This window comes from Enterobacter cloacae complex sp. IR5401, from assembly GCF_049238425.1.
In the GTDB taxonomy this organism is placed as follows: Bacteria; Pseudomonadota; Gammaproteobacteria; order Enterobacterales; family Enterobacteriaceae; genus Enterobacter; species Enterobacter hormaechei_C.
Window position 1 is genome coordinate 283,657 of sequence record NZ_JBMKHN010000006.1, and the last position, 19,168, is coordinate 302,824.

A 19,168-nucleotide genomic window follows, 5' to 3' on the forward strand; every position below is an offset into this window, starting at 1 on the left:
CATTAAGTAGCGAAAAGGTGAATAAATGTTTAAATATTTTTCCCCAGTCCTATTTTTCAACTTTTGACCCAAGCGTTGACCTTCAGGCAAAACTGTAAACAGCGCGGAAACGTTGGTGATAAAGCGTGCACGAGATCACAAAATACACATTTGCGATAAAATGGTATCTATCAAAGACGTAAAACGATTAATTTCATCTGCATGAAATTAAAGCAAAAAAACCGCAACTATTTTTAAAACAGAGCCGTATACAACAAAAACCTTTTATTGACATTCTTAATAAATATTTAACATTCCATTCTTGTTGCTTTTACCCACTTTTAGCAGACTGATAATTTCATGGTTGACTATCCTCTGAGTGAACGAATCACGTCAGGTTAACCATAAGAAAATCCATGGTAACAACAAGGTTAAATTAACGACGACCAAATCAGACTGAATGTGCTGCTTTTTAACACGATCAGAACAGCACAAATTCCACATTTTTTATTAATTTTTTAAAAAGTGTTTGGCTTAATTATCACCAGATGACGCTCACCTTCGAGCTGAGGGATCTGGAGTTTCTCAATGGATTCGACAACAAAACCGTCCGGAAGCTGCTCGATTTCGTCCCCCGGAAGTTGCCCTTTCAGCGCATAAAAACGCCCCTTCTCCGCTGGCAGGTGTTTGCACCAGCTCACCATGTCATTGAGTGAGGCAAACGCGCGGCTGATAACACCGTCAAACGGTGGCTCTGCCGGGAACTCCTCTACCCTGCTCTGTACGGGCGTGATGTTTTCCAGCTTCAGCTCATGCTGAACCTGGCGTAAAAAGCGTACGCGCTTGCCCAGGCTGTCCAGCAGCGTGAAATGACTCTCCGGTCGAACAATAGACAACGGAACGCCCGGCAAGCCCGGACCGGTGCCCACATCGATAAAACGTTCACCGTTCAGATACGGCGCCACGACGATACTATCGAGAATATGGCGAATCAGCATCTCGTTGGGATCGCGTACGGAGGTGAGGTTGTACGCTTTATTCCATTTGTTCAGCATATCGACATAGGCCACCAGCTGATTTTTCTGATGATCGGTGAGCGAAATACCTGCCTGTTCCAGCAGACGAGAGAGTTTATTGAGCACGGTGGATACCTGTTGAGAAACTTAAGTGGCGGGTGGCGCTTAGCTAACCCGCCCTACGGGTTCAGTAGGCCCGGTAAGCACAGCGCCACCGGGCTATTTACAGAGCATTACGCGCTACGGCGCAGCATGCCCTGCTTTTTCAGCCACACCAGCAGAATCGAAATCGCGGCAGGTGTGACGCCAGAGATACGTGAGGCCTGGCCAATCGACACAGGTTTGTGATCGTTCAGCTTAGCGATCACTTCGTTGGAAAGGCCCGTCACCTGACGGTAGTCCAGCATTTCCGGCAGCAGCGTGTTTTCGTTGCGCTGCTGTTTTTCGATCTCATCCTGCTGACGCGCGATGTAGCCTTCGTACTTCACCTGAATTTCGACCTGCTCGGCCGCTTCAGCGTCTTCAAGGCCCGGTGCGAACGCCGTCAGTTTGACCAGATTCTCGTAGGTGACTTCAGGACGGCGCAGCAGATCTTCCCCACTGGCTTCGCGCGACAGCGGTGCTGTTAAGTGAGCATTCACTTCAGCAGCAGTTTCCGCCTGCGGATTCACCCAGGTGGTTTTCAGGCGCTGACGTTCCTGTTCAATGCGCTCCAGCTTCTCGTTGAAGCGCGCCCAGCGCTCGTCATCCACCAGACCCAGCTCGCGGCCCACCTCGGTCAGACGCAGATCGGCATTGTCTTCGCGCAGCATCAGGCGATATTCCGCACGAGAAGTAAACATGCGGTACGGTTCTTTGGTCCCCAGCGTGCAGAGATCGTCGACCAGAACGCCCAGGTAAGCCTGAGAACGCGCCGGTGCCCAGCCCTCTTTCTCGGCAGAGAAGCGAGCGGCGTTCAGACCGGCCAGCAGCCCTTGCGCGGCAGCTTCTTCGTACCCGGTGGTGCCGTTAATCTGGCCTGCGAAGAACAGACCCTGGATGAATTTGCTTTCCAGCGTCGGCTTCAGGTCACGCGGATCGAAGAAATCGTACTCAATAGCGTAGCCAGGACGAACGATCTTCGCGTTTTCCATGCCCTGCATTGAACGCACAATCTGCATCTGCACGTCGAACGGCAGGCTGGTGGAGATGCCGTTCGGGTAAATTTCGTTAGATGTCAGCCCTTCCGGTTCGAGGAAGATCTGGTGCTGATTACGATCGGCAAAGCGCATCACTTTGTCTTCGATCGACGGGCAATAACGCGGACCGATCCCTTCGATCACACCAGCATACATTGGGCTGCGATCGAGATTATTGCGGATCACGTCATGGGTTTTTTCATTGGTGTGCGTGATGTAGCACGGCACCTGCTGCGGATGTTGCGCCGCATTGCCCATGAACGAGAACACCGGCATCGGGTTATCGCCGTGCTGCTGTGCCAGCACGCTGAAATCAATGGTGCGCGCATCAATACGCGGCGGCGTGCCGGTTTTCAGGCGGCTTACGCGCAGCGGCAGCTCACGCAGACGACGAGATAACGGAATTGACGGCGGATCGCCAGCACGACCACCGCTGTAATTGTCCAGACCAATATGGATTTTACCGTCCAGGAATGTCCCGACCGTCAGCACCACCGCTTTTGCGCGGAATTTGAGACCCATTTGGGTCACGGCGCCAACAACACGATCGTTTTCCACGATAAGATCTTCTACCGCCTGCTGGAAGATCATCAGGTTCGGTTGGTTTTCCAGCGCGGTGCGCACAGCCTGACGGTAAAGCACACGGTCTGCCTGTGCACGGGTGGCGCGAACAGCCGGACCTTTACTCGCGTTTAGTATCCTAAACTGAATACCCGCATGATCGATCGCTTTCGCCATCAGGCCGCCAAGTGCATCCACTTCTTTTACCAGGTGTCCTTTCCCAATGCCGCCAATCGCCGGATTACAGGACATTTGTCCCAGCGTGTCGATATTGTGTGTCAAAAGCAGGGTCTGCTGACCCATTCGCGCTGCGGCCATTGCGGCCTCAGTGCCTGCGTGACCCCCGCCAATGATGATGACGTCAAAAGGATCCTGATAAAACATGGTGGTCTGCCTCGCGTAAAGCGGTATGAAAATGGATTGAAGCCCGGGCCGTGGATTCTACTCAACTTTAGTCTTTCGAGAAAGCATTGGGATCCTGGGCTATTAAAAAGAAGATCTTTTTATTTAGAGATCTGTTCTATTGTGATCTCTTATTAGGATCGCAGACCTTTGTGGATAAGTCCGATCCCATAAATAAGATCATGCAGTTAGGAAGGATCGTTTGCTGTGAATGATCGGTGATCCTGGACCGTATAAGCTGGGATCAGATCACCACTTTATGCACAGGTCAAAAACTAAACCAACGTTGTTATTTGGATAACTACGGCTTAATACGAGCTTTTAACCAGAGTTATCCACATCTGATCGCACGATCTTTAATCGTTTTTGAGTAAATTTTTCCATTCCGCGAGCCAGATCTCGGCTGGATCTTCGGGAATATCATGATCGAGGATGTTGATCTTCAGCGTTTCACCCAGCTGTTTTGCTCCGCAGGCGGTCACCGCAGCTTCTACTTTCTCTATGGCGCCACAGAAAGTGTCATATTCACGGCTGCCTATCCCCACAGCGCCAAACCGGACGTTTGACAGATCGGGCTGTTGTTCCAGCAGTTCGTCATATAAAGGTTGCAGGTTATCTGGCAGATCGCCCGCGCCGTGCGTGGAAGTGATCAGCAGCCAGACCCCGTCAGTCGGGAGATCTTCCAGCAGCGGTCCGTGCAGCGTTTGTGTAGAAAAGCCCGCGTCTTCCAGCTTCTCAGCCAGATGTTCCGCTACATATTCCGCACCGCCCAGGGTGCTGCCGCTGATAAGAGTAATGTCCGCCATTGATCGCTCGCTCAGATAAAGAGGCGGCCATTGTACGCTGTGAACGAGCTGGGATCTACCTGTGGAAAATGTGGGAATGAAATTGCCCGATCACGGGCGGATAGTACGCATGATCGGGTTTTGCAGGGAGATCAGGGTTTCAGTGGACTGAATTTCATCGATTGTTTGGATCTTGTTGATAAGTACCTGCTGGAGGGCGTCAATGGATCGGCACATGACCTTTATAAAGATGCTGTAGTGCCCGGTGGTGTAGTACGCTTCAGTGACTTCATCCAGCGCGTTCAGTTTCTCCAGCGCGGAGGGGTAATCTTTGGCGCTTTTCAGAATAATGCCAATGAAGCAGCAGACGTCGTAGCCGAGTTGCTTCGGGCTGACATCAATGCGTGCGCCGGTGATGATCCCGGCCTGCTTCATTTTCTCTACGCGAACGTGAATGGTCCCCGGGCTGACGCCAAATTGTTTCGCCAGTTCGGCATACGCGGTGCGTGCGTTGGCCATGAGCGCTTCCAGAATGCCGCGGTCCAGATTGTCGATCTGATAATTTTCCATAGGTTTTTCTTATGAAGATTAATGATTCCTTCTATTCTAGCGTCTTATTTTAACGAATCAAAAGTGAAGGAGGCTTTTTGTTAATGAGTTATTGAATTAAGCGCCTGTTCTGTTGCTTAATCAGTATCAACAGGACGCAGGAGTATAAATAATGAAAACCGCTTACATCGCAAAACAACGCCAGATCAGTTTCGTTAAATCCCATTTTTCCCGCCAGCTGGAAGAGAAGCTTGGCCTTATTGAAGTTCAGGCGCCGATTCTGAGCCGCGTGGGTGACGGGACGCAGGATAACTTGTCTGGTTGCGAAAAAGCGGTACAGGTAAAAGTGAAAACACTGCCAGACGCCCAGTTCGAAGTGGTTCATTCCCTGGCGAAGTGGAAGCGTCAAACCCTGGGACAACACGACTTCAGCGCGGGCGAAGGGCTTTACACGCACATGAAAGCCCTTCGCCCCGATGAAGACCGTCTCTCCCCAATTCACTCTGTCTACGTTGACCAGTGGGACTGGGAGCGCGTAATGGGTGACGGCGAGCGCCATGTTGGCACGCTGAAGTCTACCGTTGAGGCGATCTACGCCGGGATCAAAGCGACCGAAGCGGCCGTAAGCAAAGAGTTTGGTCTGGCACCGTTCCTGCCGGAAACGATCCACTTTGTTCACAGTCAGGAATTGCTGAGCCGTTTCCCGGATCTGGATGCCAAAGGCCGTGAACGCGCGATTGCCAAAGAGCTTGGCGCGGTATTCCTGATCGGCATTGGCGGAAAATTGTCTGATGGTAAACGTCACGACGTCCGTGCGCCGGATTACGATGACTGGAGCACAGTGGGCGAAAGCGAATATGCTGGTCTGAACGGCGATATTCTGGTCTGGAACCCGGTTCTGGAAGATGCGTTTGAACTCTCTTCAATGGGGATCCGCGTGGATGCTGAAGCACTGAAGCGTCAGCTGGCCGTGACCGGTGATGAGGATCGTCTGCAACTGGAATGGCACCAGGCGCTGCTGCGCGGTGAAATGCCGCAGACCATCGGCGGTGGTATTGGCCAGTCTCGTCTGACCATGCTGCTGTTGCAACTGTCCCATATCGGTCAGGTGCAGTGTGGGGTCTGGCCGCAGCAGGTACGTGAGAGCGTCGGTTCTCTTCTTTAATTAACGTCGCCAGCGTCTGAGCAGGCGGCTACGCAACCCGGTATCAAAGCGCCAGATATGATCGAAGATGCGCATGATGCCGGGTTTTCCATGTGCAGACATCGCCACGGCATGGAAACGGTGCTGGTGCACGCGCTGCATCTCCTTCACTTTATTCACGACCTCGTCCGGCAGCCGCTGGGCAATAAAATCGGAAATCACCACCGCATCCGCGTCGTACCAGTCACCGCCCTGCATGCGCTCAATGATACTGCGAAAACAGCTGGCCAGATCGGTGCCGCCGCGAAAGCGCTGGCTTAAAAAGCGGATCGCCTGCTCCAGCCCCTGCGGGCTGGTCAGTTCATACCCCACCACTTCGCTGGAAAAGAGCATGATGTAGCAGCGACGACGATCGGCGAGCGCCACGCGCATCAGGGCCAGGCAGAACGCTTTTGCGCACTGTTCATTAAAGCCCCCCATCGATCCGGACGTATCGACGCAAACAATGAATGGGCCGCGCGGTTGCTCATCAAAATCCTGGTGCACCACCGGACGCTGGCTGATCTTCTCGCGCCAGGCTTCGCCATGCAGTCGATAGGTAATGAGCTGTTTTTCCACCAGCCGACGATAAAACTCATACTCCAGTTCGGTCATTCCCAGCGTGCTGAGTTCCGTTGGCAGCAGGCGCAGGATGTCATCGCTTTGCTGTAGCCCGTCCACCTGCTCCGGTACGGTGGAGGGTTCGCGTACCAGCGTTCGGAAGGTCTCCATCGGCGCATCTTTCTTTGGGACCGACCGGGCCTCCCGGGAGCGGCCGAGCTGTTCTGCGAGCTTCATCAGCTCCGGCTGTTGCGCCAGAAAGTCGCCGTACTTCACGATCAGCTGATAATCGCCCCGCTTTAACTGGCCGGCACTCATATCCCAGAGTCGACCAGCGGCGTTTTCATTCTCCACCAGCACCTGTTCTAACTGGCCGCTCAGGGTCATTCGCTCCTGGACCTCACTGAGCAACTGTTCGCGCTCTTCGTCCAGCAACTGCTGATTGAGGGCCGTGGCCTGGACCACAAGGCTCAGTCGCCAGCGCTGTAAAAACAGCGTATGCAGGGCGGGAGTGAAGCTGGGGTTGTCCGTGACCAGCGCTCTGGCCTGGCTGGCAAACGGGGAGTGAACGTTATCAAGCAGCGTCAGAGTTTGCTGTAGCTGGGCAATAAACTGCGGCGTTGAAAGCCGCTGGCACTGCTGGTAACCAGCCACTTCCTCTGTCAGTTCCGGCGGGACTTCCGTCTCCTTAAACCGCTGGCGCAGGTTATCGCGCCAGCGGGGAAGATCGTCCGTCATTGCTTTTCGGAGCTTCGGGAATTTTTCAAAGAAGGCCGCCAGCTGCGGTGAAGCGAGCAGGGTAATGACGACCTCTTCGATCAACCCTTCCTCGCTAACCGCCAGCATGACGTTAAGCGTGTCCAGCGTTAGCATTGACGCGCCTGTTTAATCTGCGCGCTGACATCCTGCAAGCTGGCTTCAATGCGACCTAACCAGTCGCTATGGATAAAGAGGCATTTCTGCTGCTCGCTGAAGCGGGTGTGCTGCTGATGCCATTCGTTATCCAGCGCGTCGAGCTGCTGTTTGATCTCCTCCGGCACAGTGTCGGAGGCCGTGCCCGGCAGAGCCAGGCGCGATCCCTGAAGGCTGACGTCGCGGATCACAAGGTGCTGGCTGCTGTCGACTTCCATCGACAACGGCTGTGCAAAGCCGATACCGTTGAGTTTACCGCGGATCTCACCGCCCTTATCCAGCCACTGAACCAGCGCAACGCGTTCGATAGTCACATGCACAACCTGCATATCATGAAGCTTCAGCGGCTGCTGAAGAAGAAGCGTGAGCGAGGCGTCAGTCAGCCCGGCTGGCAGTTCGTAGTGCGGTTTACGGGCAAACATCCCGCCAAGACGGTTCACCTTCAGCGCGGTTTTGTCACTTTGCTGCTGCTGGAGCTGAAGGCGACGTTGAGCAATCGCCCCCAGTTGATTAAGCATGGATTGCTGACCCCACGCGTGTCCGGTCATCAAAACGTCCAGCTGCTGCTGCATCAGATTCATCCCTTCTGCGTCGTGCCACAGGCAGTCTTTCAGCAGGATCAGATCGATGGGAGCGACAGCATCGCGGCCGCTAAACAGCGCGCTTGCCTGGAGCAGACGAATGGCTTTTTTCCAGCGACGATCGGAGACGTACGGCGCGGAGGGCAGTAAATCAAGCTGCTGGCGCAGCATGAAGATCAGCTCAAAAACGGGATCGGGCAGTTTTATCTTGCCGATCTCCTCCTGCCACTGGTGGTATTCCTCGTCCGTGACCTGCAATGACGCTGCCACCGGATTTTCGTTTTCATCCTGCTGGCTTACCAGCATAGAACGGAAGTTTGATTTATCCTGGACTTTATCCAGCCACAGGCGGATCAACATACGGTCATACAGCGCTTCCAGGCTGCTGTCGGCTTCGGGCAGTTCGTTTGACGCGGCCACCAGCAGGCGCATGGGGATCTTCTCTTCGCTGGCGCCGTTGCGGAATCGGCGTTCGTTAATTGCCGTCAGCAGGGTATTCAGAATGGCCGGGCCGGCTTTCCAGATCTCATCAAGAAAGACGATTTCCGCTTCCGGGAGATAGCCCGCCGTCAGACGTTCATAGCGTCCCTCATCTTTTAGCGCCTGAATGGAGAGTGGGCCGAAAACTTCTTCCGGCGTGGAGAAGCGCGTCATCAAATACTCGAATGCGCGCGCGTTCTGGAAAGCGAATTTAAGGCGGCGTGCGATCAGACTTTTGGCAATGCCCGGCGGCCCCAGCAGAAACACGCTTTCCCCGCTCAGCGCCGCCAGTAAACAGAGGCGAATGGCGTGGCTACGCTCGTAAAGGCCTTTTTCCAGCGCACTGCTGAGGCGGGAAATTCTTTCTGCTAATAAATGTGAGTGAGCCATAATAGTTTTGCATCCTTTCGCCGTCGTGGCGGCTAATTGAAGCGAGTATAGACGTTTCGGTCTGGCCTGGTAATAGGCTGAAGTGCGGCGCTATTTTCTTTGCGCTACATTAATGTGGCTGCATTTAGGGGTACGATTTTGCATTGAATCGTGCATACTGTGCGCTTTTTGTGGGCCAAGGGACTAAGCACACATTTGTTATTCAAACGAAAAGACTAGTCTATGAGCACTGATAATAAGCAATCATTACCCGCAGTAACGCTTGCGGCGATCGGGGTTGTCTACGGTGATATCGGCACCAGCCCGCTTTATACGCTTCGTGAATGTCTGTCCGGTCAGTTTGGTTTTGGTGTAGAGCGTGACGCCGTATTTGGTTTCCTCTCGCTCATCTTCTGGCTGCTGATCCTGGTGGTCTCCCTTAAGTATCTCTCTTTCGTTATGCGGGCTGATAACGCGGGCGAGGGCGGTATTCTGACCCTGATGTCCCTTGCCGGGCGCAATACGTCTGCAAGAATGACCTCCGTGCTGGTCATCATTGGCCTGATTGGCGGCAGCTTCTTCTATGGAGAAGTCGTGATTACGCCGGCGATTTCGGTAATGTCGGCCATAGAGGGGCTGGAGATTGTCGCGCCACAGCTTGATACGTGGGTGGTGCCACTCGCTATTATCGTGCTGACGTTACTGTTTGCTATACAAAAACACGGTACCGGGCTGGTGGGTAAGCTGTTCGCGCCTATTATGCTGGCCTGGTTCCTGATCCTGGCGGCGCTGGGCTTACGCAGTATTATCGCCAACCCGGATGTCCTGCACGCGCTGAACCCATTGTGGGCGGTGCATTTCTTCCTGGAATATAAAGTGGTGTCGTTTGTGGCGCTGGGCGCGGTGGTACTTTCCATTACCGGTGTTGAAGCGCTGTATGCGGATATGGGCCACTTCGGGAAACTCCCTATTCGCGTCGCATGGTTTAGCGTGGTCTTGCCTTCACTGGTGCTGAATTACTTCGGTCAGGGCGCGCTGCTGCTTGCACACCCTGAAGCGATTAAAAACCCGTTCTTCCTGCTGGCGCCGGACTGGGCGCTGGTTCCGATGCTGATCCTGGCGACGCTGGCGACGGTCATTGCCTCTCAGGCTGTCATTTCCGGCGTATTCTCCCTGACGCGTCAGGCCGTGCGGTTGGGTTATCTCTCCCCAATGCGCATTATCCATACCTCAGAGATGGAGTCTGGCCAGATCTACATTCCGTTCGTCAACTGGCTGCTCTACTTCGCGGTGGTGATTGTCATCGTCAGCTTTGAGCACTCCAGTAATCTGGCGGCGGCGTACGGTATCGCGGTAACCGGAACGATGGTGTTGACCTCTATTCTCTCCACCACCGTGGCGTACCGTAACTGGCACTGGAATAAGTTCCTCGTGGGGCTGATCCTGGTTGGCTTCCTCTGTATCGACGTGCCGCTGTTCTCTGCGAATCTCGACAAGATTGTCTCCGGTGGCTGGCTGCCGCTGACGCTGGGTCTGGTGATGTTTATTGTGATGACGACGTGGAAGAGCGAACGTTTCCGCCTGCTGCGTCGTATGCATGAGCACGGTAACTCTCTGGAGGCCATGATCGCCTCGCTGGAGAAATCCCCACCGGTGCGCGTGCCGGGCACGGCGGTGTATATGTCTCGCGCGCTGAACGTAATCCCGTTTGCGCTGATGCATAACCTCAAGCACAACAAAGTGCTGCACGAGCGCGTGATCCTGCTGACGCTGCGTACTGAAGATGCGCCGTACGTTCACAACGTGCGTCGCGTACAGATTGAACAGCTGTCGCCAACCTTCTGGCGCGTGGTGGCAAGCTACGGCTGGCGCGAAACGCCGAACGTGGAAGAGGTGTTCCACCGCTGCGGTCTGGAAGGCCTGAGTTGCCGCATGATGGAGACGTCGTTCTTTATGTCCCACGAGTCGCTGATCATCGGCAAGCGCCCATGGTATTTGCGCCTGCGCGGCAAGCTGTATCTCATTCTGCAACGTAACGCCCTGCGTGCGCCTGACCAGTTTGAGATCCCGCCTAATCGCGTGATTGAGCTGGGGACGCAGGTCGAGATTTAAGACTCCGTGCGGGCTGATGCCCTCACCCCGACCCTCTCCCACAGGGAGAGGGTGCAACCATAAAAAACGGTAACCTGACGGTTACCGTTTTGCATTTACCTCCTCTGCATTTCACTTAGCGAAACGTTTCGACGTTGATCACAAATCCGTTACGTCATGATGGTTTTCTGAACACTTCTGCGGCTACACTGTTTTTAGCGAAACGTTTCGCTAGTGGAGCAAAAAATGAAGAAAGGCACAGTACTCAACTCAGAAATCTCATCGGTGATTTCCCGTCTTGGGCATACCGATACGCTGGTGGTTTGCGATGCAGGCTTACCGGTTCCGCGCAGCACAACCCGTATCGATATGGCGTTAACGCAGGGCGTGCCCTCGTTCATGCAGGTACTGGAAGTGGTCACCGCGGAGATGCAGGTTGAGGCGGCCATTCTCGCGGCGGAAATCAAACAACATAATCCGCAACTCCACGAAACGTTGCTCAGCCACATTGAGCAACTGCAACAGCACCAGGGAAACACCATAGAAATTCGTTACACAACGCACGAGCAGTTCAAACAACAAACCGCAGACAGTCAGGCGGTGATTCGCAGCGGGGAGTGTTCCCCGTATGCGAATATCATTCTCTGTGCTGGCGTCACCTTCTGAGGCCATCATGGACGCATTACTGCAACTCAAAGGGATCGATAAATCGTTCCCGGGCGTAAAAGCCCTCTCCGGCGCGGCGCTGAACGTCTATTCCGGGCGCGTCATGGCGCTGGTGGGCGAAAACGGCGCCGGCAAATCCACCATGATGAAAGTGCTGACCGGTATCTACCAACGCGATGCCGGTTCGCTGCTGTGGCTGGGTAAAGAGACCACCTTCAACGGCCCTAAATCCTCTCAGGAAGCGGGCATCGGCATCATCCACCAGGAGCTGAACCTGATCCCGCAGCTCACCATTGCGGAGAACATCTTCCTCGGCCGTGAGTTCGTGAACCGGTTTGGCAAAATCGACTGGAAAACCATGTATGCCGAAGCGGACAAACTGCTGGCGAAGCTGAATCTGCGCTTTAAGAGCGACCGACTGGTGGGCGACCTTTCCATCGGCGATCAGCAGATGGTGGAAATCGCGAAGGTGCTGAGCTTCGAGTCGAAGGTCATCATTATGGATGAACCGACCGACGCCCTGACCGATACCGAAACCGAATCCTTGTTCCGCGTGATCCGTGAGCTGAAATCCCAGGGCCGCGGCATTGTCTATATCTCACACCGCATGAAAGAGATCTTCGAAATCTGCGACGACGTCACCGTCTTTCGCGACGGGCAGTTTATTGCCGAGCGCGAAGTAGCAACCCTGACCGAAGATTCGCTGATCGAAATGATGGTGGGACGTAAGCTCGAAGATCAGTATCCACATCTGGAGAAAGCGCCGGGTGAGATCCGCCTGAAGGTGGATAACCTCTGCGGACCGGGCGTGAATGACGTCTCCTTTACCCTGCGCAAGGGCGAGATCCTTGGCGTCGCGGGCCTGATGGGGGCGGGGCGTACTGAACTGATGAAAGTGCTCTATGGCGCACTGCCGCGCACCAGCGGCTACGTTACCCTTGACGGTCATGAAGTGGTCACCCGCTCGCCGCAGGACGGGCTGGCGAATGGCATCGTCTATATCTCTGAAGACCGTAAGCGCGACGGCTTAGTGCTGGGCATGTCGGTAAAAGAGAACATGTCCCTGACTGCGCTAGGCTATTTCAGCCGCAGCGGCGGCAGCCTGAAACACAAAGATGAGCAGCAGGCGGTCAGCGATTTTATCCGTCTCTTTAACGTTAAAACCCCATCGATGGAGCAGGCGATTGGCCTGTTGTCCGGCGGTAATCAGCAGAAAGTGGCGATTGCCCGCGGGTTGATGACGCGCCCGAAAGTACTGATCCTCGATGAGCCCACCCGCGGCGTGGACGTGGGCGCGAAAAAAGAGATCTATCAGCTGATTAACCAGTTCAAGGCCGACGGTCTGAGCATCATTCTGGTCTCTTCCGAGATGCCAGAAGTATTAGGCATGAGCGATCGCATTATCGTCATGCATGAAGGGCATCTCGGTGGTGAATTCACTCGCGAGCAGGCCACCCAGGAGGTTCTGATGGCTGCCGCTGTGGGCAAGCTTAATCGCGTGAATCAGGAGTAAGAAGATGACTACCCAGGCTGTTTCTGGTCGCCGCTATTTCACAAAGACGTGGCTGATGGAACAAAAATCGCTGATTGCCCTGCTGGTGCTGATCGCGATTGTCTCGACCATGAGCCCGAACTTTTTTACCGTCAATAACCTGTTCAACATTCTTCAGCAGACCTCTGTCAACGCCATTATGGCGGTGGGGATGACGCTGGTGATTTTGACCTCGGGTATCGATCTGTCCGTCGGTTCCCTGCTGGCCCTCACCGGCGCGATCGCCGCGTCGATTGTCGGTATTGAGGTCAACGCGCTGGTGGCCGTTGCCGCTGCGCTGGCGGCAGGTGCGGCAATTGGCGCCGTAACCGGCGTAATTGTGGCGAAAGGTCGCGTTCAGGCGTTCATCGCCACGCTGGTGATGATGCTGCTGCTGCGCGGTGTGACCATGGTGTACACCAACGGCAGCCCGATTAATACCGGCTTTACCGATAACGCCGATCTGTTTGGCTGGTTCGGTATCGGTCGCCCGCTGGGTGTCCCGACCCCGGTCTGGATCATGGCTATCGTTTTCCTGGCGGCGTGGTACATGCTGCACCATACCCGTCTGGGTCGTTATATCTATGCGCTGGGCGGTAACGAAGCGGCAACGCGCCTGTCCGGTATCAGCGTTAATAAAGTCAAAATTATCGTTTACTCCCTGTGCGGCCTGCTGGCGTCTCTGGCGGGCATCATCGAAGTGGCGCGCCTCTCTTCCGCACAGCCAACGGCGGGTACGGGCTATGAGCTGGATGCCATCGCGGCAGTGGTTCTGGGCGGTACGAGCCTTGCGGGCGGTAAAGGTCGCATTGTTGGGACATTGATCGGCGCACTGATCCTCGGTTTCCTGAATAATGGTTTGAATTTGTTAGGTGTTTCCTCCTATTACCAGATGATCGTTAAGGCAGTGGTGATTTTGCTGGCGGTACTGGTAGACAACAAAAAACAGTAACTGACGACACTACAGGACATCTTAGATATGAACATGAAAAAACTGGCTACCCTGGTTTCTGCTGTCGCGCTGAGCGCAACCGTAAGTGCTAACGCCATGGCGAAGGACACCATCGCGCTGGTTGTCTCTACCCTGAACAACCCGTTCTTCGTCTCCCTGAAGGATGGCGCGCAGAAAGAAGCAGATAAACTGGGCTACAACCTGGTGGTGCTGGATTCTCAGAACAATCCGGCGAAAGAGCTGGCTAACGTTCAGGACTTAACCGTTCGTGGCACCAAAATTCTGCTGATCAACCCAACCGATTCCGACGCGGTCGGTAATGCCGTGAAGATGGCAAACCAGGCGAAGATCCCGGTAATCACCCTTGACCGTCAGGCAACGAAAGGGGATGTGGTCAGCCACATTGCGTCTGATAACGTACTGGGCGGAAAAATCGCCGGCGACTACATCGCGAAGAAAGCCGGTGAAGGCGCGAAAGTGATTGAGTTGCAGGGTATCGCCGGGACTTCCGCGGCCCGTGAACGTGGTGAAGGTTTCCAGCAGGCTGTAGCGGCGCACAAATTCAACGTGCTGGCGAGCCAGCCGGCAGACTTCGACCGTACAAAGGGTCTGAACGTCATGCAGAACCTGCTGACCGCGCATCCTGATGTGCAGGCGGTATTCGCACAGAACGACGAAATGGCGCTCGGTGCGCTGCGTGCGCTCCAGACTGCGGGTAAATCAGATGTGATGGTTGTCGGATTTGACGGCACGCCGGATGGTGAAAAAGCAGTAAATGATGGCAAACTGGCTGCGACCATCGCTCAGCTGCCTGAGCAGATTGGCGCGACTGGCGTGCAAACTGCCGATAAAGTGCTGAAGGGCGAAAAAGTTCAGGCCAAATATCCTGTTGACCTGAAACTGGTCATTAAGCAGTAAAGGCGATTCAGGCAGTCGCTGGCTGCCTGAGGGACACCAAATAAAAGAAAAGTGTGGCATACGCCACCGGGTAATACCGGTGGCGCTCTCAGATGGACACCTCAATACATGAAAACCGCAGGCAACCTCGTCGTCCTTGGCAGTATCAATGCCGATCACATTCTTAACCTTGAAACGTTCCCCACTCCGGGCGAAACCGTCACCGGCAATCAGTATCAGGTGGCGTTCGGCGGTAAGGGCGCAAACCAGGCGGTTGCCGCCGGACGCAGCGGGGCGAATATCGCGTTTATCGCCTGTACGGGTGATGACGATACCGGCGAGCGCGTACGCAAACAGCTCGCAAGCGACAACATCGACATCGCACCCGTCAGCGTGGTTGCAGGGGAATCTACCGGCGTGGCGCTGATTTTCGTCAATGCGGAAGGTGAGAATGTCATCGGTATTCATGCGGGGGCTAATGCCGCGTTAACGACTGAACGCGTCGAAGCGCAGCGTGGAATCATCGCCGGAGCGGAAGCCCTGCTGATGCAGCTGGAGTCACCGGTTGAAAGCGTGCTGGCCGCTGCGAAAATTGCGCATGAAAATCATACCTCTGTCGTACTTAACCCGGCACCTGCCCGTGTATTATCAGACGAGCTGCTGGCGCTGGTGGATATTATCACCCCGAACGAAACCGAAGCGGAAAAGCTGACGGGTATCCGTGTCGAAAATGATGACGATGCAGCGCGTGCCGCGCTTGCGCTGCATGATAAAGGCATCGGCACCGTGATCATCACCCTCGGCAGCCGTGGGGTGTGGGCTAGCGTCAATGGCGAAGGTCGTCGCGTGCCGGGCTTTAAGGTCAAAGCCATTGATACCATCGCCGCAGGAGACACCTTCAACGGTGCGCTGGTAACGGCGCTGCTGGAAGGAAAAGCAATGGATGACGCGATCCGCTTCGCGCATGCCGCCGCTGCGATCGCGGTGACGCGTAAAGGCGCTCAGCCTTCTGTTCCATGGCGTAAAGAGATTGATGAATTCTTAAGTCAGCAGGGGTAACGCTTGGCCACAATGAAAGATGTCGCCCGTATGGCGGGCGTTTCTACCTCGACTGTTTCCCACGTTATCAATAACGATCGCTTCGTCAGCGAGGCGATTCGGGAGAAAGTTGACGCTGCAATTAAAGAACTCAACTATGCGCCGTCCGCGCTGGCGCGCAGCCTTAAGCTTAACCAGACGCGCACCATCGGCATGCTGATCACGGCCAGTACCAATCCTTTCTATTCTGAACTGGTGCGCGGCGTGGAGCGCAGCTGCTTCGAGCGCGGCTACAGCCTGGTGCTGTGCAATACCGAAGGCGATGAGCAGCGCATGAACCGTAACCTGGAAACGCTGATGCAAAAGCGCGTCGACGGGCTGCTGCTGCTCTGTACCGAAACGCATCAACCTTCGAAAGAGATCATCCAGCGCTACCCTTCTATTCCCACGGTGATGATGGACTGGGCGCCGTTCGACGGCACCAGCGATCTGATCCAGGATAACTCGCTGCTGGGCGGCGATATGGCGACTCAGCATCTGATCGATAAAGGTCATACCCGCATTGCCTGTATTACCGGCCCGCTGGATAAAACCCCGGCGCGCTTGCGTCTGGAAGGCTATCTTTCGGCCATGGAACGGGCGGGGCTTGCCATTCCTGATGGCTATCGCATCACCGGCGATTTCGAATTTAACGGTGGATTTGAAGCAATGCAGAAACTGCTGGCGCAAGAGCCGCGCCCGCAGGCGGTGTTTATCGGTAATGATGCGATGGCATTCGGAGCTTATCAGGCGCTTTATCAGGCGGGATTACGTGTCCCGGACGACATGGCGATCGTCGGTTACGATGATATCGAACTGGCGCGCTACATGACGCCGCCGCTGACCACCATCCATCAGCCGAAAGATGAACTGGGCGAGCTGGCCATCGATGTGTTGATCCACCGCATGGCCCAGCCCACGCTGCAACAGCAACGTTTGCAGCTTACTCCTGTTCTGATGGAACGCGGTTCGGTTTAGCCTTCTCTTTGTGACGCTCTTTAATCAGGTTCCGGCCGTCTTTTGGTTTTAACAACATAAAGACCACCGCCGATACCACGGTAAGCGCGCCCATGGTGATAAAGGTATAGTGGAACTGCTCAACGGTATTTGTACCGTCAAACCCTTCATAAAACCGCAGTACCGCCGCGCTTACGGCAACCCCGAGGCTGATCGACAGCTGTTGAGTGACCGCCAGTACGCTGTTGCCGCTGCTGGCATTCTCGTCGGTGAGGTTCGCAAGGGTGATGGTGTTCATCGACGTAAACTGCGTCGACATGGCCATACCCAGCACAAACAGCGGCAGGATCAGCATCCAGATTGGTAACGCCGCAGATTGCAGAGAGAACTGCGCAATCATCAATCCGATAAAGATCGTCACGCCAACCAGCGTCTTACGATAGCCAAACCAGCGCAGCACCTGCGTGACCGTCGATTTTGCCAGAATCGAGCCCATCGCCGTGGGCGCCATCATGCAGCCAGCAATCAGGGCCGGATAGCCGAAACCGACCTGGAGCATCAGCGGCATCAGGAACGGTACGCAGCCCGTGCCCAGACGTGAGGCAATGTTGCCCGCAATCCCGACGGAGAACGTTCGGGTGTTAAACAGAGATAAAGAGATAAGCGGTGTCGGATGGCGACGCGCATGACGTATATATAGAAGGAACAGCAGAATACCGCTGAGGATGACGGCCAGCGCCAGCCACGTCGCTACGATTTTCTCGCCAAACAGCTCCATCCCGCTGGAGAACAGGACCAGGCTCAGGCCAAACAGGAAGAAGCCGCCCATATCGAAGCTGCGTCTTGGCGTGGTGAAGTTCGGCATATATTTACGGGCATAAATCAGCCCTGCCACACCGATCGGAATATTAATAAGGAAGATCCAGTGCCAGCTTGCCCAGGTCACCAGTACGCCACCGAGAACCGGGCCAAGTATCGGGCCGACCAGCCCCGGCATAGTCACAAAGTTGAGCACCGGGAGCAGTTCGCTGCGCGGATAGGCGCGCAATAACGCCAGACGCGCGACGGGCATCATCATCGCGCCGCCTATCCCCTGTAGAACGCGGAAGATAACCAGTTCCGTCAGAGAGGTGGAGAGGGCGCAAGCCAGAGAACCGAGGGTGAACAACGTCACCGCCAGCATGAATACTTTACGCGTGCCGAAACGATCGGCCAGCCAGCCGCTGACCGGAATAAGCATCGCCACCGTCAGGGTGTAGCTGATGATGGCGGATTGCATCGCCAGCGGGGAGCGGTTAAGGCTTTGTGCTATGGCGGGAAGGGCGGTATTGAGGATAGTGGCATCAAGTGCCTGCATAAAGAACGCCATGGCTGCAATCCACGGCAATCCGGCCATACTGCGTGCTTTTTTCTCTGTCATTTATTTACCTGCTGGTGGGTTGGCGCGGCCAGCAACGCCTGGCACGCACTCAGGGCTCGCTGCCCGTCGCTCTCCTGAATGGCATCGACTATCGCCTGATGCAGATCCAGCTTCACCACCTCATCCTGTGTGATAGAGGTAAAGTAAGTGTGGTACACAGAATGGAATAAAGAAGCAAAGGAGGTCAGGAAAGGATTTCCGCTCATATTATAGATATGTTCATGCCAGGCCATATCGACCGCTATCCAGCGCTCGCGGTTAAAGTGCTTTTTCAGATCCACCATCTCTTCCATCAAAGTATTGAGCTGCGCTTTTTGCTCTGCTGTGCCGAGCGTGGCGGCAAGCAGACAGGCCTGAGGTTCAAGACTGCTGCGCATAACCAGAAAGTGATCGACGACCTGATTAAAGTTATCTTCGGTCATCCACCAGGTGAGCAACTCCTGATCGAGAAAGTTCCAGTTTCCCTGAGGCATAACGCGGGTGCCAATGCGCGGGCGTGGAAGCACCATCCCTTTCGCCGTTAATGTTTTTACCGCTTCGCGAACGGCTGTACGGCTAACGCCAAACTGATCTCCCAGCTCCATCTCGCTGGGCAGGATGCTACCTGGAGCATATTTACCCGCTAAGATCAGCTGCGCCAGTTTCTCTGCCAGCACATAGGACAGGTTTTTTTGAGCTGCCAGCTGTTGTGCGCTTAATGGCATCGCTTTTATTCCTTAGATATTGATGCGGCTAATTATGCCATCTCAGGTGTGATTGTGGTTGCAGATACATCAAATAGAACAATTTGTAGCTGGATCTCATCGCTTTTGGTGAAAAAAAACACGGTCAGAAATTTTTTTTAAATTTCCTCTTGTCACTTCAGAAGAACTCCCTATAATGCGCCTCCACTGACACGGAACAACGGCACACACGCCGCCGGGTCAGCAGAGAAAAGCAAAACAAACGCTTGACTCTGAAGCGGGAAAGCGTAATATGCACACCCCGCGCCGCAGCGAAAACGAAGCGGCACTGCTCTTTA

At 54.7% G+C, this 19,168-nt stretch carries 16 protein-coding genes; 8 read left to right on the forward strand and 8 right to left on the reverse strand.

Annotated elements, in window-relative coordinates; all coding sequences use genetic code 11:
- Nucleotides 1-497: 497 nt before the first annotated feature.
- From rsmG to asnC, 4 genes are all read right to left on the reverse strand, one after another.
- Nucleotides 498-1,121, reverse strand: coding sequence for a 16S rRNA (guanine(527)-N(7))-methyltransferase RsmG (gene rsmG / locus ACOTX1_RS11945; protein ID WP_003862377.1), 624 nt, complete (start codon nucleotides 1,119-1,121; stop codon nucleotides 498-500).
- Between the two features lie 107 nt (nucleotides 1,122-1,228).
- Nucleotides 1,229-3,118 (reverse strand): tRNA uridine-5-carboxymethylaminomethyl(34) synthesis enzyme MnmG, encoded by a 1,890-nt coding sequence (gene mnmG, locus ACOTX1_RS11950; protein WP_003862379.1) that lies wholly within the window; start codon nucleotides 3,116-3,118, stop codon nucleotides 1,229-1,231.
- Nucleotides 3,119-3,492: 374 nt separating this feature from the next.
- Nucleotides 3,493-3,942, reverse strand: coding sequence for an FMN-binding protein MioC (gene mioC, locus ACOTX1_RS11955; protein WP_003862381.1), 450 nt, complete (start codon nucleotides 3,940-3,942; stop codon nucleotides 3,493-3,495).
- 90 nt (nucleotides 3,943-4,032) lie between these two features.
- Nucleotides 4,033-4,491, reverse strand: coding sequence for a transcriptional regulator AsnC (gene asnC / locus ACOTX1_RS11960; RefSeq protein WP_003862383.1), 459 nt, complete (start codon nucleotides 4,489-4,491; stop codon nucleotides 4,033-4,035).
- Between the two features lie 151 nt (nucleotides 4,492-4,642).
- On the opposite strand from asnC, the gene asnA reads away from it, so the two are divergent.
- The gene (gene asnA, locus ACOTX1_RS11965) at nucleotides 4,643-5,635 is read left to right on the forward strand and encodes an aspartate--ammonia ligase (protein WP_003862385.1); all 993 of its coding nucleotides are present in this window, start codon (nucleotides 4,643-4,645) and stop codon (nucleotides 5,633-5,635) included.
- Here the strand turns inward: asnA and viaA are convergent, their stop codons facing one another.
- Together viaA and ravA are read right to left on the reverse strand one after the other, a co-directional pair.
- Complete coding sequence (viaA, locus tag ACOTX1_RS11970; RefSeq protein ID WP_023315068.1) at nucleotides 5,636-7,087, reverse strand: ATPase RavA stimulator ViaA; 1,452 nt, start codon at nucleotides 7,085-7,087, stop codon at nucleotides 5,636-5,638. It abuts the gene before it with no gap.
- On the reverse strand, nucleotides 7,081-8,577 hold the full coding sequence (gene ravA / locus ACOTX1_RS11975; RefSeq protein WP_003862389.1) for an ATPase RavA: 1,497 nt from the start codon (nucleotides 8,575-8,577) through the stop codon (nucleotides 7,081-7,083). The genes viaA and ravA overlap by 7 nt, the downstream gene beginning before the upstream one ends.
- Nucleotides 8,578-8,799: 222 nt before the next feature.
- On the opposite strand from ravA, the gene kup reads away from it, so the two are divergent.
- From kup to rbsR, 7 genes are all read left to right on the forward strand, one after another.
- Complete coding sequence (gene kup, locus ACOTX1_RS11980) at nucleotides 8,800-10,668, forward strand: low affinity potassium transporter Kup (RefSeq protein WP_003862390.1); 1,869 nt, start codon at nucleotides 8,800-8,802, stop codon at nucleotides 10,666-10,668.
- Nucleotides 10,669-10,893: 225 nt separating this feature from the next.
- Nucleotides 10,894-11,313 (forward strand): D-ribose pyranase, encoded by a 420-nt coding sequence (rbsD, locus tag ACOTX1_RS11985; protein ID WP_003862392.1) that lies wholly within the window; start codon nucleotides 10,894-10,896, stop codon nucleotides 11,311-11,313.
- A gap of 7 nt (nucleotides 11,314-11,320) precedes the next feature.
- Nucleotides 11,321-12,826, forward strand: a complete 1,506-nt coding sequence (gene rbsA / locus ACOTX1_RS11990) for a ribose ABC transporter ATP-binding protein RbsA (protein ID WP_003862393.1) — start codon at nucleotides 11,321-11,323, stop codon at nucleotides 12,824-12,826.
- 4 nt (nucleotides 12,827-12,830) lie between these two features.
- Complete coding sequence (gene rbsC / locus ACOTX1_RS11995) at nucleotides 12,831-13,796, forward strand: ribose ABC transporter permease (protein WP_023315066.1); 966 nt, start codon at nucleotides 12,831-12,833, stop codon at nucleotides 13,794-13,796.
- A gap of 27 nt (nucleotides 13,797-13,823) precedes the next feature.
- Nucleotides 13,824-14,714, forward strand: coding sequence for a ribose ABC transporter substrate-binding protein RbsB (rbsB, locus tag ACOTX1_RS12000; protein WP_003862397.1), 891 nt, complete (start codon nucleotides 13,824-13,826; stop codon nucleotides 14,712-14,714).
- A 108-nt stretch (nucleotides 14,715-14,822) separates the two neighbouring features.
- The gene (rbsK, locus tag ACOTX1_RS12005) at nucleotides 14,823-15,752 is read left to right on the forward strand and encodes a ribokinase (protein WP_003862399.1); all 930 of its coding nucleotides are present in this window, start codon (nucleotides 14,823-14,825) and stop codon (nucleotides 15,750-15,752) included.
- A gap of 3 nt (nucleotides 15,753-15,755) precedes the next feature.
- Nucleotides 15,756-16,748 carry a ribose operon transcriptional repressor RbsR gene (gene rbsR, locus ACOTX1_RS12010; protein ID WP_003862402.1) on the forward strand — a complete coding sequence of 331 codons (993 nt, stop codon included), beginning with the start codon at nucleotides 15,756-15,758 and terminating at the stop codon, nucleotides 16,746-16,748.
- Here rbsR and mdtD read toward each other — a convergent pair.
- Together mdtD and ACOTX1_RS12020 are read right to left on the reverse strand one after the other, a co-directional pair.
- Nucleotides 16,714-18,147, reverse strand: coding sequence for a multidrug transporter subunit MdtD (gene mdtD, locus ACOTX1_RS12015; RefSeq protein ID WP_023315065.1), 1,434 nt, complete (start codon nucleotides 18,145-18,147; stop codon nucleotides 16,714-16,716). The two genes, rbsR and mdtD, sit on opposite strands and share 35 nt — an antisense overlap.
- Complete coding sequence (locus tag ACOTX1_RS12020) at nucleotides 18,144-18,851, reverse strand: FadR/GntR family transcriptional regulator (RefSeq protein ID WP_003862405.1); 708 nt, start codon at nucleotides 18,849-18,851, stop codon at nucleotides 18,144-18,146. The genes mdtD and ACOTX1_RS12020 overlap by 4 nt, the downstream gene beginning before the upstream one ends.
- Nucleotides 18,852-19,168: the final 317 nt, after the last annotated feature.